This window comes from Streptomyces sp. NPDC090025, from assembly GCF_044748125.1.
Taxonomy (GTDB): domain Bacteria; phylum Actinomycetota; class Actinomycetes; order Streptomycetales; family Streptomycetaceae; genus Streptomyces.
This window is the reverse complement of the sequence record NZ_JBIVFL010000003.1, coordinates 404,162-427,031: the sequence shown is the minus strand read 5'-3', so window position 1 is coordinate 427,031 and position 22,870 is coordinate 404,162. Positions and strand designations below refer to the sequence as shown.

The window sequence follows — 22,870 nt, the reverse complement described above, 5'->3', positions numbered from 1 at the left end:
CTCCATGTCTGCCCATACGATTCCGGCCAGCTCGCTCCTCACCGCCTTCGCCGCCACCTGCGCCCTCGCCTGGGCCTGCGCCGGACGCCGCCGGGGCCCGGTGGTCATGGCCACCGGACTCGCCGCCGTCCAGGGCGCCCTGCACCTGATCCTCGGCGCGGGCGAGCACGGCCCGCACGGCGCGGCCGCGGCCACCCCCGGCGAGGCCATGGCCGCGATGCCGGAGGCGGCGTCGCTGGCGGACATGGCCGCCATGGCCCCCGCCGAGCACCTCGCCTACATGTCCCACCTGGCGCACCTGTCCCAGAGTGCGCACGGGGCGGGCGCCGGGTCCGTCGCGGGCTCCGGCGGCTCCGGCCCCGGGATGCTCGCCGCCCACCTCCTCGCCGCGCTCGTCTGCGGACTCTGGCTGGCCCGCGGCGAGGCCGCGCTCTTCACCCTCGCCAGGACCGTCGGCGCCCGCGCCCGCACCCCGCTGCGGCTGCTGCTCGCCGCCGTACGGGTCCTCGTCCCGGCTCTGCCGCCGCGCCGCCCGGTCCGCCCCGGCCGCCCGCACCGCCGTCCGCACGGCGTCGTCCTCGCACACACGGTCTCCCGGCGCGGCCCGCCCCGGCCCGCCGCACCCCGCGCCACGGCCCTCGGAATCCGCACCGTCTGAACCGGGGGTCGCCTCCCCGTGCCGTCGCCCGACCCAGGTCGCCGACCCAGGCCGCCCGGCGGGACGGGGCATCCGACATCCGACCTCAGCTCAGAGTCCGAGGACCGTCATGACCGTCGACGATCGCGCGCGCCCGGAAACAATCCCGGACGCCCCCGCGACCCCCGATACCTCCGCCACATCCGACACCCCGCCAGGGCCCTTGGCCGCGCGCCGCCCCGGCGGCTGGGCCGCACTGCGCCCGCTCCTGCTCCGCCTGCACTTCTTCGCGGGCGTGCTCGTCGCGCCCTTCCTGCTCGTCGCCGCCGCCAGCGGACTGCTCTACGCCCTCTCCGTACCGGCCGAGAAGTTCGTGTACGCGCACGAGCTGACCGTCCCGGTGCCCGACGGGGCCCGGACGCTGCCGCTCGCCCGGCAGGTCGACGCGGCCCGCGCCGCCAACCCGGACGGCACCGTCACCGCCGTCTGGCCCGGCGCCGAACCCGGCGCCACCACCCGGGTCCTGATGGCCGACCCGGCCGCCCCCGAAGGCACCTCGATGGGCGTCTTCGTCGACCCGTACACCGCCGAGGTGCGCGGACAGCTGCCCAGCTACGGCAGCTCCGGCGCGCTCCCGCTGCGCACCTGGATCTCCGGCCTGCACGTGGACCTGCACCTCGGCGCGGTCGGCCGGCACTACAGCGAACTCGCCGCCAGCTGGCTGTGGGTGGTCGCGCTCGGCGGACTCGCGCTGTGGGTCGGCCGACGGCGCAAGCGGCGCCGCGACCTGCTCCTGCCGGAACGCGGGGCCAGGTCCCGCCGCCGTACCCTCTCCTGGCACGGCTCGGTCGGCCTGTGGGCGGTGACCGGTCTGGTCGCCCTGTCGGCGACCGGACTGACCTGGTCGCGGTACGCGGGCGAGAACATCGGCGTCGTCCAGGACCGGCTCGGCGGCGGGACCCCGGCGCTCGCGGCGGACATCACCCCCGGCCCGGCGGGCGGCGCGGACGAGCACGCGGGCCACGGCCCCGGCCACCCGGCCCCCGCCCCGGCCACCGGCCCCGGTCCAGCCGCCGCCGCCGACATCGGCATCGACGCGGCCGTCGCGGCGGCCCGCGCCGCCGGGATCGACAGCCCGTCGCTGTCGGTCGTGCTGCCCGCCGAGGGCACCGGCTACCTGGTGAAGGAGACCGACACCACCTTCCCGGTCGAGCTGGACTCGGTCGCCGTGAACCCGGCCGACGGCGCCGTCCTCGACGAGCTGCGCTTCGCGGACTACCCGCTGCTCGCGAAGCTCACGAGGATCGGCATCGACGCCCACATGGGCGTGTTCCTCGGCCTGTTCAACCAGCTGGCGCTCGCCGCCCTCGCGCTCGCGCTGATCCTGCTGATCGTCTGGGGCTACCGGATGTGGTGGCAGCGCCGCCCGTCCCGGCGCCCGACCGCGCGCGGGACCTGGCGGCGGCTGCCCGCCCCCCTGCTGCTCCCGCTGCTCGCGGGAACGGCCCTGGTGGGCTGGTTCGTGCCGCTGCTCGGCCTCAGCCTGGTGGCGTTCCTCGCCGTCGACCTCGCCCTCGGTCTGTGGGCCGGGCTGCGGGCGCGACGGACGCGCCCGGGCTCGGGATCGGGCGCGGGCTCGGGCCGAACGGCCTGATCAGGGCGTGTACTTGTAGCCGACCCGCCGCACGGTCTGGATCGTGTGGCGGTGCTCGGCGCCCAGCTTGCGGCGCAGCCGCGCCACATGGACGTCGACCGTCCGGCCGTCACCCACGTGCCCGTACCCCCACACCGTGGTGACCAGCTGGTCCCGGGTGTGCACCCGGTGCGGGTGGGCGACGAGATGGGCGAGCAGCTCGAACTCCAGATATGTCAGGTCGAGCGCCCGCCCGTCGACCCGGGCGATCCGCTGGACGTCGTCGACGGCCACCGGACCCTGCTCGACGGCGCCCGCCGCCGCACCGGCGGCGGGCTGCTGGTCGGCCGGGAGCAGCACCAGATAGCCGACCATCGGCGGCCGGCCGGGCAGCGCCGGAAGGGCGTGCGGGGGAGCGGGCAGCAGGGTCGCGCCCGGCGGCAGGAAGTCGGCGACCCGGGCGAGCCCGGACAGACCGGCGAGTCCCGCGACCTCGTCGGGGGCGACGGCGCGCAGCCGTGGCCGGCCGAGCGTGGCGGCGGATCCGGCGGAGGCGACCGGGGAGGGGACGGGAGAAGGGGCAAGTGCCATGGCGGATCAGCTCTTTCGCGCGCGTGGGGGACGGACGGTAGGGCGTCGTCGTACGTCTTGCGCGGCGGCCGAAGGCCGGGCGACCGGAAATCCGTTCCGGTCGGGGCGTTAGAGGGCCGGCGCGTTCCTCACGCGCCGACAGCACCGGTCGAAGTCGTGGTGCTGGCGGGAAGGCCAGAACGGCTCGAGGTCGGGGCGACCCTTCGCGGTGTCGTTCTGCATGCTGGCCATATCCCCATTAAACCAGGGGGGAATGGTGCGGGGCATCCCCCAGGACGTGAACCGCGCCCGGCCGTCGCGAAAAGGGCGCCCGCCGGAGAACCGGCGGGCGCCCTTTCCCACGCTTCGGGAAGCGGATGCTTCAGGAAGCGGATGTCAGGACATGACCCCGACTCAGACCTGACCGGCCCGCTCCAGGGCCGCGCAGCAGGTGTCCACGATGAGGCGGGTCACCGTGTACGGGTCGACGTTGGCGTTCGGACGGCGGTCCTCGATGTAGCCCTTGCCGTCCTGCTCGACCTGCCACGGGATGCGGACCGAGGCGCCGCGGTCGGAGACGCCGTAGGAGTACTGGTCCCACGGTGCGGTCTCGTGCAGACCAGTGAGGCGGTCGTCGATGCCCGCGCCGTAGTTCTTCACGTGGTCGAGCGGCTTCGAGCCCTCGCCGAGCGACTCGCACGCGGTGATGATCGCGTCGTAGCCCTCGCGCATCGCCTTGGTGGAGAAGTTGGTGTGCGCGCCCGCGCCGTTCCAGTCGCCCTTCACCGGCTTCGGGTCGAGCGTCGCGGACACGTCGAAGTCCTCGGCCGTGCGGTAGAGCAGCCAGCGGGCCACCCACAGCTGGTCGGCGACCTCCAGCGGCGCCAGCGGGCCGACCTGGAACTCCCACTGGCCCGGCATGACCTCGGCGTTGATGCCGGAGATGCCGAGACCGGCGGTCAGACAGTTCTCCAGGTGCGCCTCGACGATCGGGCGGCCGTGGATCTCGTCGGCGCCGACACCGCAGTAGTAGCCGCCCTGCGGCGCCGGGAAGCCGTTGGCCGGGAAGCCGAGCGGGCGGGTGCCCTCGAAGAACGTGTACTCCTGCTCGATGCCGAAGATCGGCTCCTGCGCGGCGTACGTGGCGTAGGTCGCGGCCAGCGCGGCGCGGGTGTTGGACTCGTGCGGCGTCATGTCCGTGTTGAGGACCTCGCACAGCACCAGGATGTCGTCGCCGCCGCGGATCGGGTCCGGGCAGCTGAAGACCGGCCGCAGCACGCGGTCCGAGGCGTGACCCTTGGCCTGGTTGGTGCTGGAGCCGTCGAAGCCCCAGATCGGCAGCTCCTCCAGGGCCGGCACCGGACCGGTGATGATCTTCGTCTTGGAGCGGAGCTTGGCGGTCGGCTCGGTGCCGTCGATCCAGATGTACTCGGCCTTGAACGTCACGGGTCTCACCCTTCGGCGTGCTGGGTTCCTCCACGCTGCGAGAGGTGCGATGGCGTGGTCTGTCTGCTGCGCAGCTTCGCAACACGGGATTTCCCGTCGGTTGCCCGTTTGTGAACCCCGTGTTACTCAGCCTTCCTGCGTTTCGGCGGGGCGCGGTGCGGTGATCCGGGGCATACGGGACCGGGCATACGGGACCGGGCGGGCTGGACCGTACGCGGCCCGGGCGCGGCAGACTGGGGGCATGACGAAGCTCCCGGGCGCGAAGCCCCGTATCGGTCTCCTCGGCACCGGACCCTGGGCCGGGCGCACCCACGCGCCCGCGCTCGCGGCGCACCCGGAGGTCGAGTTCAGCGGGGTGTGGGGCAGACGCCCGGAGGCCGCCGAGGCCCTCGCCGCCGCGTCCGGAACGACGGCGTACGCCGATGTGGACGCGCTGTTCGCGGCGAGCGACGCGGTGGCGGTGGCGCTGCCGCCGGACGTACAGGCACCGCTGGTCGCGCGGGCGGCGGCGGCCGGCTGCCATGTGATCCTCGACAAGCCGGTGGCGACCTCGGCGGCCACCGCCCGCGCCACGGCCGACGCGGTGACCGCCGCCGGGGTCGCCTCGGTCGTCTTCTGCACGCTGCGGTTCGCCGGGCCGACGGCCCGCTGGATCGACGAGCAGACGGCGCGGGGCGGCTGGTTCCTGGGCGAGGCGCACTGGCTCGGCTCGCTGTTCGCGCCCGGTTCGGACAGCGCGTACGCCGCCTCGCCCTGGCGCCGCGAGAAGGGCGGCCTGTGGGACGTGGGCCCGCACGTGCTGTCCGTCTATCTGCCGGTCCTCGGCGATGTCACCGAGGTGACCTGTGTCGCGGGCCCCGCCGACACCCGGCACCTGGTGCTGCGGCACACCTCCGGCGCGAGCAGCACCGCCACCCTGACGCTGAGCGCCCCGCCCGCGGCGGCCGAGGCGGCGCTCGCGCTGCACGGCGAGCACGGCCGGGCGGTCATGCCCGGCTGGGACGGCGCGCTCGGCGCGTTCGGGTCGGCGGTCGACGCGCTCCTCGCGGCGATCAGGACCGGGCGCCCGCACCCCTGCGACGTACGGTTCGGGGCGCGGCTCACCGAGATCCTGGCCGAGGCGGAGGAGCAGGTCGCGGCGGTGGTGCCGGTCTAAGGGGTGTGAAGGGGCGGCGGTCAGCGGGACAGGGCGTCCCGTACCGCCTCCTCGGAGCGGGCCACCACCGCGCTGCCGTCCTCGGCCGTGATGATCGGCCGCTGGATCAGCTTCGGGTGCTCGGCGAGCGCCGCCACCCACCGGTCCCGGTGCGCCGCGTCCCGGGGCCAGTCCTTCAGACCCAGCTCCTTCGCGGCGGCCTCCTGGGTCCGCGTGATGTCCCACGGTTCGAGCCCGAGCCGCCCGAGCACCGCGCGGATCTCGTCCGGCGACGGCACGTCCTCCAGATAGCGCCGCACCGTGTAGTCGGCGCCCTCGGCGTCGAGGAGCGTGAGGGCGCCGCGGCACTTGGAACAGGCGGGATTGATCCAGATCTCCATGCCCCCAACGTACCCGCGAAGGCCCCTCTCCGCGCCCCTCAAAAGACGTCTGGCCAGGGACGATTGTCAGTGGTCGGCAGTAAAATCGGGGGTGAAGGTGAGGGTCCCGGGGAGGGCCCGCACCCCACGTTCGCCAGGAGGTCGCCCATGGCTGTCGCCATGATCCGGACACCGTCCCTCGAACCCTGGAAGCCGCTCCAGAAGAAGCCGCTCCCGGCGGGCCGCCCCCGCGAGTGGTACGTCACGCACAACCGCCGGCTGAAGGCGATGCGGCTCGCCATCGCGCTGCTCGACGCGGGGGTCTATCTGCCCTCGCGGGCGACCAACGCGAGGATACGGACCACCGCCGCCCAGCTCGGCATCCACCCGCCGTCCGACACGACCTGCCACATGGTCCGCGCCCTGATCCGCTACAGCCGCTGACCCGCCGCGCGGCGCCGGGGGCACCCGAAGGTGCTCCCGCCGCCGCGCTCCGGCGCGCGTGCGCGCTACCAGGCGACGGGCAGCCGCTCGGGCAGCCGCTTCATGAAGTTGGTGCGCCACACCAACTGCTCCACCGGCACCGCGAGCCGCAGCCCGGGGAGCCGTTCGAGCACGGCCTCCAGGGCGATCTCGGCATGCCGCTTGCCGAGCGCCGTCGCCGGGCAGTAGTGCCGGCCGCCGCCGAAGGACAGATGGTCGGCGGCGTTCTCCCGGCCGGGCCGGAAGGTGTGCGGGTCGGGGAAGTGCCCCGGGTCGTGGTTGGCGCCCTCGACGAGCACGAGCACCAGCTCGCCCGCCCGCACCTCCACGTCACCGAGCCGTACGTCCGCCATGGCCAGCCGGGGCAGCCCGTCGCCGATCGACAGATTGACCCGCAGCAGCTCGTCCATGGCCCCGGCCACGCCCCGGCCCCCGGCCAGCGCCTCCCGCACGTCCGGCCGGGTCAGCACCGACACCAGGGCCATCGCCAGGAAGCCCGCGGTCGAGATCACCCCGGCGCCGAACAGCGTCACCCCGACCGTCGCCAGCATCTCGTCGGTCAGATGCGCGTACTCGGGGTCCTCGCGCAGCGCCGCCAGCTCGGCCATCAGCCCGCCGGTCGCCGGATCGTCCAGCCGCTCCGTCATGTAGGCGATGTCCCGGTCCCAGTGCAGCCGGGCCGCCTCGATCTCGCGCGGCGCGTTCATGAAGGCCACGTCCAGGCTGCGCAGCAGCCGGGGCCCGTCCTCCTCGGGGATGCCGAGCATCCGGCAGTGCAGCCCCGACGAGAACGGATCGGCGTACGCGCTCCGCAGGTCGGCGGGCGCGCCCTCCGCGACCAGCGCGTCGACCAGCTCCCCGGCCCGGGCCCGCAGCCACTCCTCAAGCCCCGGCGCCTTGGGGTTGATCGCCTTCATCACGGCCTTGCGCAGCCCGGCGCCGGTGATGTTGCCCATGTTGTTGACGACGTGCGGCGGGATCGTCAGCGCGTACTGCCGGGGCGCGCCGGGCGCGGAGGTGTCCTTCAGGCTGAACCGCTCGTCCTCCAGGACCTGGCGGCACAGCTCGTACGAGGAGACCAGCCAGGCGTCCGCCCCGGCGATGGTGCGCACCTTGCGGACCGGGGTGTCCCGCAGCCCGGCGAGCTCGGCGGGCAGCCGGGTGCCGTCCCAGTCGAAGGGGAAGGCGATCGGCTCCGACAAGGTGGCGTCGGCCGGGGCGGTGGTCAGCAGATTCGTCCCGCTCATGCGGCGTCTCCCTCGACATGGTGGGGCAGGGGCAGGGTCGAAGCGGGGGTGAGGATGCCGTGCCCCTGGTTGCGCGATGCCCGGAGGCCGGACCCGCGGGCGTACAGCAGATCGGCCAACGGCAGGGCCTGGTGGTAGCAGTTGAGCGAGGACGGCACCCCGAGGATCGCGGGGGTGTCCAGGAACAGCGGCACCTCGGCGCAGATGTACGCCCGGCACACCGCCCGCTGCCGCTCGTCGGTCTCCTGCCCCGGCGCCAGCTTCCCGGCCAGGAAGATCCCGGTCAGCGCGTCGCAGGTGGCCCGTACGACGGGATCGTCCTCGACCGCGGCGAGCACGGTCCTGTGCAGCTCCCGGTACGCGGGCACCTCGGTGAACTCCGACATCCCCCGGGCCCGCACCCGCCCCCCACCGGGATCCTCGGCGGCCACCGCGGCGGCGACCTTCGCGCGTACCCCGCGCAGATTCTTCACGGCCTTCCGCCGCGCCTCGTCGGGCCCGTAGCCCAACGACTCGTACATGTCCGCGACATGCAGATCGGTGTAGACGAGATCGACCTGGTCGAATCGATCCAACCCCCAGCGCGTCAGCTCGCGCAGTCGCTGGGCGGTGAAATAGCTGTTCCCCGGGGAGACGCCGATGACCACGTGTGCGCCCTCTTCGGCGATGACACGGCAGTGGTCGGTGTACGGCTGGAGTCGGAGCGTCTCTGCAGGGGCGTAAGCCGCCTGAGTCACGTTCGGAATTCCTTCATCGCGCCACTAGTCCCAGCGGAGCCCAGTGCTCCGGGTGTGGCGGTCGCGACGACGACACGCTATCGATCAGTTGCGGAGAGTAAAGCGATACTCGGGGGTATGGCCGAATGTTTGGCACGCGTTCGTCCGTTTGTCGCACAGCCATGGGGCTGTGTCACCCGGTGGCGCCGGGCGATACAGCCCCATGGGTCAGAACGGAGGTTCGATCGGGGTGGGTCCCTCCTCCGACTCGTCCAGGTAGACCGGCTGTTCCTCGATGCCGAGGGCGCGCATCAGCGATGTCGTGGGGATGCGGTACTGCCATCCCACGCGCATCACGGGGCAGGGAAACGTTCCCTTGCGGATGAGCCGGTAGGCCGTGCTGGTGCAGATGCCGAGCGCCTTGGCGGCCGTGTGCACGTTGGTGGTGATGGGGAGCTGGAAGACCTCGGGGAAGGTGAGGGTCTCGGGAGCCCCTCGTCGCGCGTGGCTCATCGGCGCCTTCCCCGGGGCCGCAGGGACACCGTGCCGATGTGCCGCCACCTGCCGCGCTGCGCCTGTCGGGCGATCTTGATGAGCTTCAGTTCGGCGGCGAGTGCGCCGATCCGTTCGCCTTCCAGATCGCTGACGGGCATGGGGCGATGGGGTGTTGCGTCCGCGGGAGGTGCCGGACGGCCGGGCGGCACCTGCTCGACGGGCCCGTCGTCCCTCGGCGGAGTGGTCACGGCCTCGATGTCCGCGACCGGCACCAGCCGGCGCAAGGAACGGCCGTACGCCCACGCGCGGCTGCGGGCGGCGGCGAGGAGGGCGTCGACGGCGCCGGGGAATGCGGGGTCCACTGTGTCCACGGCTTCGAGGATGCCGAGGACGAGCTCGCTCTCGACGTCGGCACGGTCGGCACGCAGACGCGTTGCCACCCGATGGGCGGTGCCCGTCAGTCGCGGCAGCACGAGCCAGAGCAGGAGCAGCCGCCACCGGCCGTCGGCCTCGTCCTGCTGGGCACGCCGGATGGCCACCTCCCATACGGCTGCCGAGGTGGGGGCGTCGGCGTCGGCGCGGAGCGCTTCCCGCGCCTCGATCGGGGTGAGGCTCGTCGGCCCACGGCCCACCACATCCACGGCGAAGGCCAGGTCATCGACGGCGAGGAGCGAGTCGCAGTGACCCGCGATCGCCGCGAAAACTCCACTCGGGTAGGGGAATGCCATGTTCCTGCTCCCGTGAATCGATCTGGGCAATTCGGACTTTGATCCCATGCGTCTCAACTTTGTGCAGCCCCACCGATGGGTGGCCTTGCCATGGCACGAAGCGGAGACGGAGTGCCGGGAGGGCATCAGGGCGTGGTGGATGCCCTCCCGGCGAGGGCTCAGGGCTGCTGGGCGGCCGGCTTCTCCGAGGAGACGGCCGGCGGCGTCTCCGGCTCGACCTGTCCCTCCGGCGGACGGCGGCGGGCCTTGCTGGGCGGGTACGAGGACGAACGTCGCATCGCCGAACGGCGATTCGAGTAACGGTTGTTCACAGGCTCTTTCCTTTCGTGGGGGACGGCGTAAGCGGCGCTTACGGCCGGAGGCGCATCGGGATCGATCCGCCGGCCGAGCGGGTTGACCGCATCGTGCCCGAAGAGCCCGGACCGGCGGGGGAGCGATCTGAGGCGGAAATGAGGCCGATATGAGCCGAGAACAGGAAAGGGCGGGGAGCGCGGTTCCTCCATGTGCGTTGATCTGAGGACGGATGAGGCGAAGGGCCGGCATCGGTGACGAGAGGAGGTCTGCGGTGGGAAGCGACGTGCCGGAGGGGCGAGTGCTGGGGCGGGTCGGAATTGATGTCGCAGGTCGGAGCCATGGCATCGGTCTGCAGTCGGTTCGTCTGTTCGCCGCTCTGGTCACCAGCCCTGAGGGCCTCGCCGGTGCGGACGAGGTGATGGGTTTCCTGTGGCCCGGAGAGGATGTGCCGCGCAACCGGCTGCATGTTGCGCTCAGGGAGCTGAGGAAAATGGTGGGCGCCGAGTACGTGTCTTCGCGCACACAGGACTTCTGTTCGATTTCTATTCCTCCGGAGCGGGTCGACCTCCATCGGTATCGGATGGCTGTCGGCCGGGCGAAGGCGACCAAAAAGGATCCGCACACCTGTTTCGAACACGTTGTTGCAGCCTGGGAGGAATGGCCGGAAGGGCGGGCGCTGACCGGACTTGAAGGGGCTGCGTTCCGGCTGCGCCGGGCCGAACTAGACCAGGAGTGGTTCGGCGCCGCGCTTTTCGGCTTCTGCGTTGCCGCCGACGCTCGTGAGTTCGACTGGCTGTTCAAGAAGACCGACGAGGTCCGACGGACGAGGGACCGCAACGAGATGGTCTTCTTCCACCATCTGCGCGCTTCCCAGGGCATCGGCATCTCCCGCAAGCAGCTGCTGGACATGATCCGGACCTGGCGGACCGAGAACGACGTCAAGAGCCCCGAGCTCAACGACCTCATCGCGTCACTGCGACCGGCCTCATCGGGGCGTCCCCGGGCGCCCAAAGCGGCCGCGACACCCCGGCAGCTCCCACTGCCGGGCCGCAACCTCGTTGGCCGGGACGCCCAGCTCAGGGGCCTGGAACGGGAGCTCCTCGCCCGGCGGGCCGACGGACGTGCCTGTGTGGTGCTCCTCTCGGGCATGCCCGGGGTGGGGAAGAGCGCCCTGGCCCTGGAACTGGCACACCGTCTCGCGCCGCACCACCCCGGCGGTCACCTCTATGCCGCGCTTCGAGGCTTCGTCGGCGGCGGCGTGGAGCCCGCAGCTCCCGAAGAGATCATCGACGAGTTCCTGGCCTCCTTCTCGATCAGGACGAAGGCCACCACGCTCGAAGGCAAGGCCAAGGCTCTTCGCACCGCACTGTCGCAACGCTCCGTCCTGGTCCTTCTCGACGATGCGGTGGATGTCGAGCAGATCAGAGAACTGCTGCCCGGGCCCGGGGCGTGCACGGTGATCGTGACGAGCCGCAACGCCATGAAAGGCATGCGGACCCGGCTCGGGGCGGCCGTCGAGGCGGTGGGCCTTCTCGACGCCGAGTCGTCACGGGCCCTGCTGGAGGAATCGGTGGATCCCGCGCTCTCCCGTCTGATCGGCGAACTCGTGGCCCATTGCGGAGGACTTCCGCTGGCGCTCTCGGTCACAGCGGAACGCATCCGGGGCCTGCCCGAGGAAGCGATCGCGGCCATGGTCCGGCATCTCGGTGAGGAACGGAGCAGACTGGACGAACTCCACCTCCAGGAAGCCGAACTCTCCGTGCGGCTGGCGCTCGACAACTCCGTCGGCCATCTGACCTCGCCTGCGCGCACCCTCCTGCGGCAGCTCGCCGTCCACCCCGGGCCGACCATCAGCTGGTCCGCCGCGGTCGATCTGGGCAGAGTCGCAGGCGGAGGGCAGGCCGTCCGCCCACTGGAAGAGCTTCTCGCGGCGCACCTGATCGAGATGCCGACCTCGGGGCGCTACCGGCTCCACGACCTGATCCGGGTCCATGCCCGCCACCACATGCGGCCGGAACCCGGCGATCCGGCCGTGCCGTTCCTCGAAGCCCGCACCTGCGAGGCGATCGTCGCTCACCAGCTCCACCAGGTGTGGGCCTGCGACCAGATCCTCGACCCCGAACGCAGGCTTCCCATCCCCGAGCCGGACGGGTGCCATGTGCAGCCCCCGCCCGACGAACACAAGGCGATGAGCGTGCTCGATGCCGAGTACGAGACGTCGGTGGAGGTCACGGAGCTGGCCATGCGAGAGGGCATGACCAGGAGCGCCTGGCTCATGGCCATGGCTCTCGTGACCTACCTGTGGCGCCGCAACAGGTACGCGACGGCAGAACGACTGCTGTGGGCAGTCCGGTCGGCGACGGACGAGATCGAGGACATCGGAGCCCGGGCGATGTACCACCGGATGGTCGCAGGCTGCCAGAACAACGAAGGGAGATACGCCGAGGCGGCGGAACAGCTGAGGGCGGCGGTGGACCTGGACGAGCAGGATACGAGCGACGGGAGTCGGCTCGGGCTGGCCCGGTCCCTGCTCGGACTTGCGATTGTGCTCCGTCGTCTTCAGCAGGCGACGGAGTCCGAGGAGCACTACGTACGGGCCATGGCGCTGTTCAAGGCGGCAGAGAACAGGAGAGGGGAAGCGGCCGCCCTCAACGGACTCGGCACGCTCCGCTGCGACGACGGGCAGTACGACGCAGCGCTGGCGATGTGCGCGGATGCGTTGGAGCTGGCTGAACCGGCCGGTGACCGGAACCTGACGGCCAACATTCTGACGACTCAGGGCAAGATCCGAGTCGCGCGAGCCGAGCGGGAACCCGCGCTGGACGCGTATGAGCGGGCCACTGCCTTGTACCGGGGGCTCGACTACCGGTCGAAGGAGGCGATGGTGCTGCGGCGTCGCGCCGACATTCTCAAAAGTGCGGGACGCCGCGTCGAGGCGATCGGTGTCCTGGAGAGGGAGGTGATCCTCCGGGAGCTGCTCGGCGATGCCGAGCAGCTGCGCATCGCCATGGCCGACCTGGAGTCGCTCCGCTGAGGCGGCTGTGCGCGGGTGGAGAAGCAGAGTCCTCAGAGGGTCGCTCTGCCGGCACGGTAGTACGCGGTGGGGTCAGGGCTCATCCGCTTGTCCGGGGGCTTCTGACCGGCCGGGGGGAGGAGCGGGCGGAGGCCGGCGAAGACCTCGCGCATCCGGGCAGGCCGGTTCAGCGGCTCCAGGTCGACCATCCGCAGAACGAGCGAGCGGATTTCGGGCGGCACAAGACGCAGCCTGTCCGGGGGCAGAACGGGCCAGTCGGTACCCGGACGCGCGAGCGTACCCGCATAGGGGAGATGCATCACGGTCATTTCGAGGAGAAGGCAGCCGAGAGCGAAAATATCAGCCGTTTCCGTCAGGGCTCCTTTCTCGTACTGCTCGGGGGGTGCGTAGCCGGGCGATCCCTTCGGCCAATCGGGACGTTCCCCGATCCGGCCGGCGAGCCCGAGATCGAGGATCCGGACGCTCCCGTCGGGCTCCAACATGACATTCTCGGGCTTCACATCGCAGTGCAACCAGCCCTTCTCATGCACTCTGTCAAGAATCTCGCACAGCTGACCCGTGATGGCGACGGCCGACATCAGCGGAACCGGCCTGAATTCCATCAGCACATCGTAGAGAGGAGTGCCATTCACGAGTTCCATGACGAAGCATCGCTGATCTCCGTACCGCCCCTTGAACACACCCGAGGCGATGCGCTCGGGAACCCCCTGGATCCCCGCCAGGGCTTGTGCTGTTTCGGCCTCTTTCTCGAGTTCCTCGCCGACCTCCCCGAAGGTTCTGGTGGACTCGAACGTGCGGGGTCGCTGGAGCTTGACGGCCACCAGGCTGTCATCGTTCGTGTCCCGCCCGATGTAGAGCTGCCCTTGACTGCCTTCGCCGATCTGGTCGAGCAGCTCGAACCGGTTGAGTACCTGAGATTTCTCGATATTCAGCTGGAACTCCTTTGCCGGTCGGCCCGCACGGTGCGGTGCCCTCTCACAGAAAGGACGCACACCATGCTAGGCACCTGGATGGCGCCGGATGGTATGAATCGGAAAAGCGCTGTCGTCTCCGTCAGCCTGGGGGCGTTCAAGACCACCGATCTGAGCTGCCCAGCGGCGAATGCACTGAAAGCGCGCGGTTTTGCTTCCGTGCGCCCCGCGGGTCGCGCCAAGGAACGGCTGGAGGACTTCACCTTCGCCCCGCTCATGCGCGCTCTCGACGCCGAACGGAAGGACCCTGCCGCAGCCGAGTTCACGTCCTGGGGGCGACCGCAGCACGACGGGCTGCGGGAGTGGACGAAGCACGCGCGGACCATGTACCGCAACGCGTTCCCGCTCCATGAGGACGAGGGACTGTCCGACCTGCCCGAGAACTGGAGCTATCGGTACCAGCCGCCGAAGCCGGATCACCGCGGAGCGCATGAGTACCGCATCAAGGTATGGGGACGGTGCCTGGTCTCGGCGTCGGGAGACCTCCGCGAACTCCGTGTTCCGGTGAACAGGCTGCGGGAGCCCCGACCCGACGACGGGTACATCGCGGCGGCGGCCCTGGTCCTCGCGGAAGGAGCCCCGGGTCCCTTGCCGACGCGCGTGCGCGTGGTGGAGTTCGCGCTCCTCGACGGCGCGACCCGGGTCCTCTTCGACGGGACGAGGCACGAAGCGGTCGCCCGCTACCGCGCCCATGGTTCCCAGGCACTGGAAGACATCCTGGACAGCCAGGAGTACCGGCCGGGACCCGCCTGCTCGTCGTGCGCCTACATCAGCGACTGTCCTGCCCTGAGACGCGCCCCTGGCGTGCTCGGTCTGCCCGCCAAGGGCAGGACACGACGGACCTGGTCGGTGACCAACGGCCGCAGTTACCGGGAATGCCCCGCACGCGACCACATGCGCCGGCTGCACCTTCCCACGGCGGACGGCATCGAGCGGCACCCGTCGGCGGAACGCGGCCGCGCCGTCCACGCCTACCTGGCATGGCGTCATGGCTCAGGAGCCATCCGCCCGTGCCCGGCCGATGTTCCCGCGCAGTGGGTTCCCGACGGCTACGAGCTGCCGGCCGAAGAACGGGAACTCGGCCGCACGCTGCTGCGCCGCCACGCGGCCGTGTGTCCGATGCCGTACGTGGTGAACCGCAGCGACATCAGGACCGAACCCAGGATCGTGCGCCACGACTCCGACGCGGACGTCATCGTCATCGCCTCACCCGACCTCGTGTACCGCGACGGCGACTCCTGGGTGTGGCGGGAGACCAAGACGTCCGCCACCGCGCGACGCCACCTCGACGATCCGCTCGTGACCTACCCGCAGCTTGCCCTGGCGGTGGCTCTGCTCTCCCGCGGGCACCTCGGTGGCACCGCTGCCCGCGCTCGGATCGAACTGGAAGTGCTGAGTCCCGGTGGCGCCGACCTGAGGACCATCGACCCGTTCTCGTCCCGGAACGTGGAGACCGCAGGCAAGGTGCTCCAGGAGCTCACGACCGCCTGGCACGTCGACAGCGACTACACCCCGAACCCGACGGCGAACTGCACCCGGTGCGAGGTGGCGCGATGGTGCACCGCCGGGCACAGGAAGAACGAGGCAGCATGAAAGGCAGACGTCCGCATCACCCCCACCGGCCCGAAGTGGCCTACGACGCCGCCGACATGTACGCAGAACTGGCACGGGTCGTCTGCGAGCTGGGGTTCCACAAGAAACTGGGCTCGCTCGCCCTTCCCTATCCGCATGACGCCCAACTGATCCTGGACCGCCTGACGCTGCGCTGCCTGAGGTCGGGCCATGAACCCCCCAAGGGCCTGCCGGACCTCATGGCATGGTGCACCGACCCCGATGCCGTCCCGAGCGTCCTCGGCCTGCCCTCCGGGCACGGCAACGGCTTTGCACAGCCGTTGATCGATCCACAGCGGTGGATGCCGACCAGGACCTGCCTCGAATGGGCATCGCGCGGACCACAGGGAACGGTGGAACAAGAGGCCGATGACCTCGTCGCCCAGCTGGCGGCACGGGCCGGGACACCGGGACTCCGCCGCCGTTGCCTGACGTTCGTCGGAGACCACCCGAGCGTGGTGCAACGAGACCGCATGACGAGAGGCGCACGGTGGGACACCACGGTGTGGCACCAGGTCAGACACCTGTACCGGCCCGCCCCTGACCACCTGGTCGTCGACCGCACACTGCTGTTGTGCGGCACCTGCGGCCTGCCCGCGCTGACCACGCCGACGAGTCCATCGGGCGGGTACCGCTGCGAACGCGAGATCTGCCCCACCGACGTCGAACCGAGGGTCGTCACCGATCCGGCCCAGGCTCTGGTCCTCGCCCAGAGCCTGCGCGCCTTCGTGGTGATTCCGCGCCCCACGGAGAAGGCGGTGCTCGAGCAACTGGAACAGGCCGGCATCCGCGCCGTCCCGCTGTCACGGGGACCGGGCGTCCACCGGCTCACCGGGGAGAGACTGACCGCGCGGACGATGCTGGTCGCCGATCGGCGGCAGCCCGTACTCCTTGCGTACAAGGCCGAAGCACTGCTCGGCCACCTGGCAGAGGAGCGGCTGCTCGTCGTGGTCCCCGGACGAGCGTGGGACACCCCCGGGTACCGCGCGGAGTTCGAGGCTGCCGTCAGCCGCATCACGGCACCCGGGCGGATCGTCCTCACCAAGCCTGAGGAACTGGTGCGTCAGGCCCGGGCGGAACGGACGCGAACCGGAACACGAGCGGAAGGAAGCACTCTCACCGATGCGTAGCTTCGCCCGTCATCTGAGCGACGGAGTACTGCAGCAACTGTCGGCACACGCGGGGCCGGCCGTCCGGAAACCGGCACTCGAACCACTCTGCCAGACCGAGATCGGACTGCGTCTCCAGCAACGCCTCATGCCAGGAGCGCCGGCCGCCCAGGCCTGGGTCCTCTTCAGCGGCTATGGGTTCGCCGTAGCCGGTGGTGTCACGCGATCAGCGGACGACGAGGCGATGCTCCGGGCCGGCCGCTACACCATGTGGCCGCTGCGCCGCCGCCGGGCCTGGCGCGAGGCGCTCCTCGGATACCAGCGGTTCGACCCGGCGCTGCGCGGCTTCGACGTGCCGGACCCGGACCAGGCCCCCGAAGAACGGCCGCTCACGGTCGCCCCAGGACGCTGGGAGGCGTACGACGAACTGCTCCGCTGCGCCCCACCGTTCGCGGGTGACCCGATGCGGCCGGCCGGCCCCGGACCACACGCCTTCCCGGTGAGCAGAACCCTCGCCGTCGTCGAACTTCCGGACCTCCCGGTCGCCCCGCCCCTGGCCCACGACATCGACCGGCTGCCGCCCGGCAACGGGGAACCGCTGCGCTTCACGATGGAGGAGCTCCGGCAGACCGCGGCGGAGATGGACGCCACCGCGCACCGGAGTTGGACACGCCGACTCGACCAGCTCGTGCTCACCGTCGGAACGTCCGAGGGCTTCGTCGAGTCCGACACGTTCACGATCGACCGCATCCAGCACCTGCTCGGCATCGTAGGTTCGGGCAAGAGCACCCTGCGTGACATCGTCACCGTGCACCTGGCCGTCCGGCACCGCAAGCGCGTCACCGTGGTCGTCAACGACGTCGCCGAGGTGCTCAAACTGGTGGAGCTCTACAACACCTACACCGACGGCGCCGCTGCGCCGGTCCTCGGTGCCGCGGGCAAGGAGCGGCATGCGCAGCGACTGCACCGACGACTGGCGGGCCGGGGCGAGCACCGGCTCCTGGCGCACACGGATCCCGGGTTCGCCCACCTGAGCACAGCATGCGTCATCAACGGCTTGCGCCATGAGAGCTCAGGCGCCGCACCACTGCAGTTCGGCGAGGCGCCGTGCGCACGGCTGCGCCCTCCTGCCTGGTCGACGACGGACGAGAGCAGTCGCCACGAGCGTTGGCAGAAGCACAGCCGCAGCTGCCCTTTCTGGGGCTCGTGCGGTCGCCACCATGCGTCCCGTGAACTGGTGTCGGCCGACATCTGGGTCGCGACCATGGCGAGTCTCCTCGACTCGTCGCCGCCGCGTCCGCAGAACGGCGAGCGGCTCCGCTACCTCGAACTGGCCTGCAGGCGCAGCGACCTGATCGTCGTCGACGAGGCGGATCGCGTGCAGATGCAGCTGGACCAGGCGTTCGCCCCGGCCGTGCTGCTTGCAGGAGGTGACGAGGACGGGTTCATCGACAAGCTGACCGGTCACAAGACCCGCGAACTGTCGGTCGCGGGGCGGATCCAGCTCTCCGACCGCGACGTGGAGGTGTTCACCGCCGCCCTCAACACGGTCGCCGCCGCCACCGACCGGCTGTACGCGATGCTCGTGGCCGACCACGCGCTGCGCAACTGGGTGAGAACCGGCTACTTCAGTGCATGGATCCTGCAACTCGGACTGCTCGACGAGCGGTACCCGCTGCCCGCGTCACCGGAGAAGATCGATGCGGCCGGCCCGGCACGTGAGCGGTTGGGCCGCAAGCTCGACGCGTTCCGCGACAACCCCTTCGGCGACCGCCCGCGGTTGACCGACGAGACGTTCACCGAGCTCACCCGGCTCCTGACCGAACTTCTGCATACCGCCAACCCCGAGATGACCCATGGTCATGCAGCGGAACTGATGGATGACACCTTCGACATGTCTCCGTTGATGGAGGCGAAGCAGACCGAGTTCGCGGATGCCATGAAGGCGTACGAGAAGGCGCTGGCCCAGTGGGAGTCGGAGGTGAAGGTACGGCGCGGCCAGGGGAGACGGGCCCCGCGGAAACCCAGGAAGCCGCAGCATCCCGCGGACTGGCACGACGAGCTCGTCACCCGGTTCGAATTCACCCTGCTGCTCTGTGCACTGGAACCGAAGCTGGCACTGATCAACACCATGTGGCCGCGGGTCGAGGCGGCCCTCAACCTCGCGTTCAACACGATGTACCGACGGCCCGACGACTACGCCCCCATGGTGCCCGAAGCGCCCATGGGCAACCTGCTCGGCTTCCAGTTCAAGGTCGAAGGACCGGACGAAGGCGGCGTCCGCAGCGGTGAACTGACCTTCTTCCGTTGCAGCGGGGTGGGACGGGAGCTGCTCCGCACGATGCCCGACCTGGCAGCCGTCGACGGCCGCCCCGGTGCCCATGTTCTCCTCATGTCGGGAAGCAGCTGGGCCGGCAGATCGAGTCGCTACCACATTCCGGTCGACGTGGGGATGATCATCCACCCGCAGCCCGAGGCGGTCGAACGCATCGGCAACGAGAGCGAGATGCGCCTCGAACTCATCAAACCTGGAGAGGCCGCTCTCCGCGTCTCGGGGACGCCGGTGGGCGAACGACCGGACGTCCTGTGCCGCATGGTCGAATGGCTGGGCGCGAGCTGGGAGCTCGAGGAGCACGGCGGCCCCCTGGAACGGGAACTCCTCGAGCTGCCTCCCGAGCGGCGTCACATCCTTCTTCTGGTGGGCAGCTACGAAGAAGCCCGCATCGTTGCGGACACCTTGCACCACCTCAACCCGCGCTGGCGGGACAAGGTCCTGCGCCTCGTCTCCGACGACGAGGCGCTCGACGACGAGACCGGTGCCTCGTCGGCGAGGACCCTGCGCCGTGGCGATGTCGAGCACTTGAAGGACTGTGGAGCCGATGTGCTCGTGGCGCCCCTGCTGGCCGTCGAGCGCGGGCACAACATTCTGAATGCTTCGGAAGAGGCCGCGATCGGCACGGTGTACTTCCTTGCCCGGCCCAACCCGCGCCCCGACGATCTCGGCCTGGCCGTCCACGCCATCAACGACTGGATCGTCCGAGCTCAGGAGAGCGGCGCCTTCGCTCGCTGGGTCCGCAGCGGAGACACCTTGGAGGAAGGGGCGGAGACCGTACGCGCACAGGCCCGGAGCAGATGGTCCACAGTGCTCCAGCGCTCGATGGCCTGGAGCCGGCTCGGCGAGGACCGGGAGCAGGTCACCTGGGACATGCTGGTGCTGATCTGGCAGGTCATCGGCCGGCTGGTGCGCGGAGGTGTGCCTGCGCGGGTGGTGTTCGTCGACGCGGCGTTCGCGCCGAACCAGGCAGCCGAACCGCCGGCACCCGATACACCCGAGTCGAGCCTGCTGCACAGCATCGTGGACGTGCTGGCACCCTACTTCGACGCCGGATCGGATCACCGCGAACGCGACCGCTCCATCGTCCGGGCCCTCTACGGACCGCTGTGGCAGATGCTGAACCGATGTCTTCGGCCCTCTGCACCCGCGCCGCCCGACCAGCCCGTGCCACCCGCCGTTCCGGGACTTGGAGACACGACATGTACCGAGTGATTCGCACCGCTGCCTACGAGCCGTGCCCCGACCACGGGCCGTGGACGGAGGACCTTCATGTGATGCGGCTCGGCCACGAACTGCATCAGGAACTGCTGAGCCTCCACGCACGGACCCGCACCAGGAAGGACCGGCCGCTGCGGCTGCCGACCCGCAGGCTCAACGCCCTGCTCCGTGCCATGGCCCCGGGCGTCGTCGCGACCGGGCGCGGAACCGGGACCGACGCGCAGGCCCCTTGGCTCTACGCCCGTGAACCGGTGCCGCACGAGGTCATCGCCCCGTTGCTGTCCGTCTGGGCTGCGGGCCTGGTGCCCGCCGACGGCGACGACGGACCTGGGACGGCGGACGACCTGTTCGACGAGATCCACTCCCTCGTCGGCCGGCTGCCCGGCTGGGAACGTGAGACCGTCGACCTGGCGCGCACCGAGATCTCGCCCGGCGGAACCGCCGAGCCTGATCCTGGGCTGTACAGCCTGTTGCCCGAATGGATCGCGTTCAAGTTGGCGCAGTCCCCGCTCCGGGCGGCCGGGCGTGAGCTCGCGTTTCGCGTGGTCACGGCCGATCAGGGTACGGAGCTGGTCTCCTGGCCGCCCTTGCGGCAGACGTACAAGGGCAGGACCTGGTACCACTCCGCGCTGCTCAGGATCACGGTGCAGACCGTGCCGTTCGCGGCGCGCTTCCGGGTCCACGTCTCGTCCAGCATCCGCCGGTGGGCGACCCGCTTCGACGTGCCACGACGGGAGCTCGCCGGCACGAGCGTCCTGCTGGACGCCCCGCTGCCATGGCCCGAGGGGCCGGACCGCGGACATCGGCTGGTCGAGAACGCGCTGGCCTTCGACCGTGAGCGGGGCGGGCTGGTCTGGCGGGCGCGCAGCCCGCTTCTCGACCTCCCCGAACTGGACATCGTGCACGCGTATCCGGAGCCCTCCGAGGTGTTCGAAGCGCCGGAGAAGTGGATCGACGGATCCGGCGGCATCAGTGCAGGAATCGTGTACAAGCCGGGCCTCGGTCCGCACGGTGTCGCCCCGGGGCTGATGCCGCAGGAGCGTGCTGTCTTCGATACCTGGGTCGAGACGAACCTCAGTCCGGAACTGCGCAGGGTGCCGGACCTGACCCGGGCCACCCGCCGGAACGCGCCCGTGCTTGCCGCCCGTACGGCCTTGCGGAACGAGGCGGCTCGTGAAGCCCTCAAGGTGTCCGGTCGTGCGACGGCGCTGGCCGACGCGCTGGCGGGCCGACCGCTCGATGTAGACGTCCGCTGGCAGTCTCCGGAGACGTGCGAGGCGCTGTGCACCGCACTGATGGAGCTGACCGGGCTGCCCGACCCGGTACGGACACCTCATGCCGAAGGCGAGCGGTGGGAGTGGAAGGCGCCGGACATCGACGTCAGGGTCACGGTGCGGCCTGCGGGAGCCATGGCATCACCCCTGAGTGTCGCCACGGACCGCAAACGTTCGCGTGGCGTCCGGTTCGCCGAGGCCGTGGAGGCTCGCTGCGCCGAGCTGACCGGTCACCTCGGCGTACCCGACGGCGCGCGGGGCGCAGCCATCGTGGAGATCGCCGCCAGAGAGCGTTTCTCCGCGCAGGATTCCGATCCCAAGCATGCCCTTCGCGTGGCCTACGCCCGAGCGAAGCGGATCACGCAGTTCGTGAACCCTCCCGACGGGGCGACGGAGAACCTGCCCCATCGGGCCCGCGCGGCCTGGCTCGACCTCTTCCGCCAGCTCGGAGCCGTCAGCCCGCCCAGCCACCGGGTCGGCGATGTCATTCCACCGGACCTGCAGTACGCGGCCCTGTGGCTGGTGAGGTACACCCGCAAGGGACCGACCCGGTGCTCGGTACGCCGGCTGGTCGCCGTCCGGGTCCGCCCCGAGGCCGGGGACTGCGACGGCGACAGTGCACGTACGGTCGAGGGCTGGGACGCCGACCGATCCGCGTGGGTTCCGTACGCCGACCTCCTGCTCGCGCAGATCCAGCAACCCGAGAGTCACGTGCAGGAGCAGCCGAGCGTGGAGCAGCAGATCAGGACCGTGCTGTTCCAGCTGCGTGACCGCCCGACGCTGTTGCTCGCACAGTCGAACAACCTCCGCCAGGGATGGCCGGACCTGCGCAACGGTGCGCTCCGTCCCGACATGCTCTCGTTCGGCGAGGGGACGGCGCAGCGCGTGTCCCTGTACGGGACCGACCTGAGGGTCGTACTCCTTCGGGACGGCAACGGGCGGGAGGAGGTGCCCGAGTGGTACGCACACGACGGTACCGGCAAGGCGGGCTTCTCCCAGGGTGTGTGGAGCACGGACGCACCGGGCAATCGGGTGTTCGCCAGCACGACCGATGTCCCGCCGACCGCGGTGTCGCCCCGGGGACTTCGGAAGCTGCTTCCCGCGGTTCCGGCCGGTGCGACCTACCCCGGCAAGACCGCCTGGAATCCGGTCCACCTGGAGCTGACGGTTCTCGGCCTCCGCACGGCGGATGATTTGGCTGCCCTCGGTCGGACCGACGAGCTGCCCGACCGCCCCGTCGACTGGGCGACACTCGCTCATCAGCTCAGGCTGCACGACGACTATCCGCCACTCGCCCGGCCGTTGCCGCTGCATCTGGCCCGGTTGGTGGGGGAGTACGTGCTTCCGCTGGCGGGCGAGGGGGAGAACGAACCGTCTGCTCCGTGACCTGGGATGTAGAAGGCCGGTCCGCCACGCATCCGTTCCGCATCCGTCCGCGTCCGGTGTCCTTTGCTTGGCCCTTTTCGAATGAAATGAGCCAACTATGCCATTCCGAAACGGTATTGATGCCTATCCGATAATGTCGCCGCACTTGCGCCGCTCGCACGCGCGCAA

General features: G+C 70.7%; 17 protein-coding genes. 9 read left to right on the top strand and 8 right to left on the bottom strand.

What is annotated here, in order from left to right:
* Positions 1 to 4: 4 nt before the first annotated feature.
* Positions 5 to 658 carry a hypothetical protein gene (locus ACIPXM_RS11255; RefSeq protein WP_401654433.1) on the top strand — a complete coding sequence of 218 codons (654 nt, stop codon included), beginning with the start codon at positions 5 to 7 and terminating at the stop codon, positions 656 to 658.
* 109 nt (positions 659 to 767) lie between these two features.
* A complete protein-coding gene (locus ACIPXM_RS11250) occupies positions 768 to 2,291 on the top strand; it encodes a PepSY-associated TM helix domain-containing protein (protein ID WP_401654431.1) in 1,524 nt (507 codons plus the stop codon).
* On the opposite strand, the gene ACIPXM_RS11245 is transcribed toward ACIPXM_RS11250, so the two are convergent.
* On the bottom strand, positions 2,292 to 2,861 hold the full coding sequence (locus ACIPXM_RS11245; RefSeq protein ID WP_401654429.1) for a winged helix-turn-helix domain-containing protein: 570 nt from the start codon (positions 2,859 to 2,861) through the stop codon (positions 2,292 to 2,294).
* Between the two features lie 393 nt (positions 2,862 to 3,254).
* The gene (gene glnII / locus ACIPXM_RS11240; RefSeq protein WP_401654426.1) at positions 3,255 to 4,286 is read right to left on the bottom strand and encodes a glutamine synthetase; all 1,032 of its coding nucleotides are present in this window, start codon (positions 4,284 to 4,286) and stop codon (positions 3,255 to 3,257) included.
* A 241-nt stretch (positions 4,287 to 4,527) separates the two neighbouring features.
* On the opposite strand from glnII, the gene ACIPXM_RS11235 reads away from it, so the two are divergent.
* Positions 4,528 to 5,442, top strand: a complete 915-nt coding sequence (locus tag ACIPXM_RS11235) for a Gfo/Idh/MocA family protein (RefSeq protein WP_401654424.1) — start codon at positions 4,528 to 4,530, stop codon at positions 5,440 to 5,442.
* Positions 5,443 to 5,462: 20 nt separating this feature from the next.
* On the opposite strand, the gene ACIPXM_RS11230 is transcribed toward ACIPXM_RS11235, so the two are convergent.
* The gene (locus tag ACIPXM_RS11230) at positions 5,463 to 5,822 is read right to left on the bottom strand and encodes an arsenate reductase family protein (RefSeq protein ID WP_401654422.1); all 360 of its coding nucleotides are present in this window, start codon (positions 5,820 to 5,822) and stop codon (positions 5,463 to 5,465) included.
* A gap of 147 nt (positions 5,823 to 5,969) precedes the next feature.
* On the opposite strand from ACIPXM_RS11230, the gene ACIPXM_RS11225 reads away from it, so the two are divergent.
* A complete protein-coding gene (locus ACIPXM_RS11225; RefSeq protein WP_401654420.1) occupies positions 5,970 to 6,245 on the top strand; it encodes a hypothetical protein in 276 nt (91 codons plus the stop codon).
* Between the two features lie 65 nt (positions 6,246 to 6,310).
* Here the strand turns inward: ACIPXM_RS11225 and ACIPXM_RS11220 are convergent, their stop codons facing one another.
* The 4 genes from ACIPXM_RS11220 to ACIPXM_RS11205 all read right to left on the bottom strand — a co-directional run bounded on the left by ACIPXM_RS11220 (position 6,311) and on the right by ACIPXM_RS11205 (position 9,470).
* Positions 6,311 to 7,531, bottom strand: a complete 1,221-nt coding sequence (locus tag ACIPXM_RS11220; protein WP_401654418.1) for a cytochrome P450 — start codon at positions 7,529 to 7,531, stop codon at positions 6,311 to 6,313.
* Positions 7,528 to 8,268, bottom strand: a complete 741-nt coding sequence (locus ACIPXM_RS11215) for a tRNA-dependent cyclodipeptide synthase (protein ID WP_401654415.1) — start codon at positions 8,266 to 8,268, stop codon at positions 7,528 to 7,530. The genes ACIPXM_RS11220 and ACIPXM_RS11215 overlap by 4 nt, the downstream gene beginning before the upstream one ends.
* Positions 8,269 to 8,475: 207 nt before the next feature.
* Positions 8,476 to 8,760 (bottom strand): helix-turn-helix domain-containing protein, encoded by a 285-nt coding sequence (locus ACIPXM_RS11210; RefSeq protein ID WP_401654413.1) that lies wholly within the window; start codon positions 8,758 to 8,760, stop codon positions 8,476 to 8,478.
* Positions 8,757 to 9,470, bottom strand: coding sequence for a hypothetical protein (locus tag ACIPXM_RS11205; RefSeq protein WP_401654411.1), 714 nt, complete (start codon positions 9,468 to 9,470; stop codon positions 8,757 to 8,759). The genes ACIPXM_RS11210 and ACIPXM_RS11205 overlap by 4 nt, the downstream gene beginning before the upstream one ends.
* A gap of 565 nt (positions 9,471 to 10,035) precedes the next feature.
* On the opposite strand from ACIPXM_RS11205, the gene ACIPXM_RS11200 reads away from it, so the two are divergent.
* The gene (locus tag ACIPXM_RS11200; RefSeq protein ID WP_401654409.1) at positions 10,036 to 12,798 is read left to right on the top strand and encodes an AfsR/SARP family transcriptional regulator; all 2,763 of its coding nucleotides are present in this window, start codon (positions 10,036 to 10,038) and stop codon (positions 12,796 to 12,798) included.
* A 32-nt stretch (positions 12,799 to 12,830) separates the two neighbouring features.
* Here ACIPXM_RS11200 and ACIPXM_RS11195 read toward each other — a convergent pair whose 3' ends face one another.
* The gene (locus tag ACIPXM_RS11195; protein ID WP_401654407.1) at positions 12,831 to 13,790 is read right to left on the bottom strand and encodes a serine/threonine-protein kinase; all 960 of its coding nucleotides are present in this window, start codon (positions 13,788 to 13,790) and stop codon (positions 12,831 to 12,833) included.
* A 3-nt stretch (positions 13,791 to 13,793) separates the two neighbouring features.
* Here ACIPXM_RS11195 and ACIPXM_RS11190 point away from each other — a divergent pair, with 3 nt between their 5' ends.
* From ACIPXM_RS11190 to ACIPXM_RS11175, 4 genes are read left to right on the top strand one after another with little or no spacing between them, the layout of a single operon-like run.
* Positions 13,794 to 15,362, top strand: coding sequence for a PD-(D/E)XK nuclease family protein (locus ACIPXM_RS11190; RefSeq protein WP_401654405.1), 1,569 nt, complete (start codon positions 13,794 to 13,796; stop codon positions 15,360 to 15,362).
* 35 nt (positions 15,363 to 15,397) lie between these two features.
* Positions 15,398 to 16,510: a hypothetical protein gene (locus ACIPXM_RS11185; RefSeq protein ID WP_401654403.1), complete on the top strand. Its 1,113-nt coding sequence runs from the start codon at positions 15,398 to 15,400 to the stop codon at positions 16,508 to 16,510.
* On the top strand, positions 16,503 to 20,036 hold the full coding sequence (locus tag ACIPXM_RS11180) for a hypothetical protein (RefSeq protein WP_401654401.1): 3,534 nt from the start codon (positions 16,503 to 16,505) through the stop codon (positions 20,034 to 20,036). The genes ACIPXM_RS11185 and ACIPXM_RS11180 overlap by 8 nt, the downstream gene beginning before the upstream one ends.
* Positions 20,024 to 22,702, top strand: a complete 2,679-nt coding sequence (locus tag ACIPXM_RS11175) for a pPIWI_RE module domain-containing protein (protein WP_401654797.1) — start codon at positions 20,024 to 20,026, stop codon at positions 22,700 to 22,702. Before ACIPXM_RS11180 ends, ACIPXM_RS11175 begins: the two co-directional genes overlap by 13 nt.
* Positions 22,703 to 22,870: the final 168 nt, after the last annotated feature.

Excerpts from the sequence above, each read along its gene's own strand:
- ACIPXM_RS11245 (WP_401654429.1), bottom strand. The coding sequence starts at position 2,861 with ATGGCACTTGCCCCTTCTCCCGTCCCCTCCCCGGTCGCCTCCGCCGGA.
- ACIPXM_RS11210 (WP_401654413.1), bottom strand. The coding sequence starts at position 8,760 with ATGAGCCACGCGCGACGAGGGGCTCCCGAGACCCTCACCTTCCCCGAG.
- ACIPXM_RS11255 (WP_401654433.1), top strand. The coding sequence starts at position 5 with ATGTCTGCCCATACGATTCCGGCCAGCTCGCTCCTCACCGCCTTCGCC.
- ACIPXM_RS11250 (WP_401654431.1), top strand. The coding sequence starts at position 768 with ATGACCGTCGACGATCGCGCGCGCCCGGAAACAATCCCGGACGCCCCC.
- ACIPXM_RS11220 (WP_401654418.1), bottom strand. The coding sequence starts at position 7,531 with ATGAGCGGGACGAATCTGCTGACCACCGCCCCGGCCGACGCCACCTTG.
- ACIPXM_RS11225 (WP_401654420.1), top strand. The coding sequence starts at position 5,970 with ATGGCTGTCGCCATGATCCGGACACCGTCCCTCGAACCCTGGAAGCCG.
- ACIPXM_RS11180 (WP_401654401.1), top strand. The coding sequence starts at position 16,503 with ATGCGTAGCTTCGCCCGTCATCTGAGCGACGGAGTACTGCAGCAACTG.
- ACIPXM_RS11175 (WP_401654797.1), top strand. The coding sequence starts at position 20,024 with ATGTACCGAGTGATTCGCACCGCTGCCTACGAGCCGTGCCCCGACCAC.
- ACIPXM_RS11230 (WP_401654422.1), bottom strand. The coding sequence starts at position 5,822 with ATGGAGATCTGGATCAATCCCGCCTGTTCCAAGTGCCGCGGCGCCCTC.
- ACIPXM_RS11190 (WP_401654405.1), top strand. The coding sequence starts at position 13,794 with ATGCTAGGCACCTGGATGGCGCCGGATGGTATGAATCGGAAAAGCGCT.
- ACIPXM_RS11235 (WP_401654424.1), top strand. The coding sequence starts at position 4,528 with ATGACGAAGCTCCCGGGCGCGAAGCCCCGTATCGGTCTCCTCGGCACC.
- ACIPXM_RS11205 (WP_401654411.1), bottom strand. The coding sequence starts at position 9,470 with ATGGCATTCCCCTACCCGAGTGGAGTTTTCGCGGCGATCGCGGGTCAC.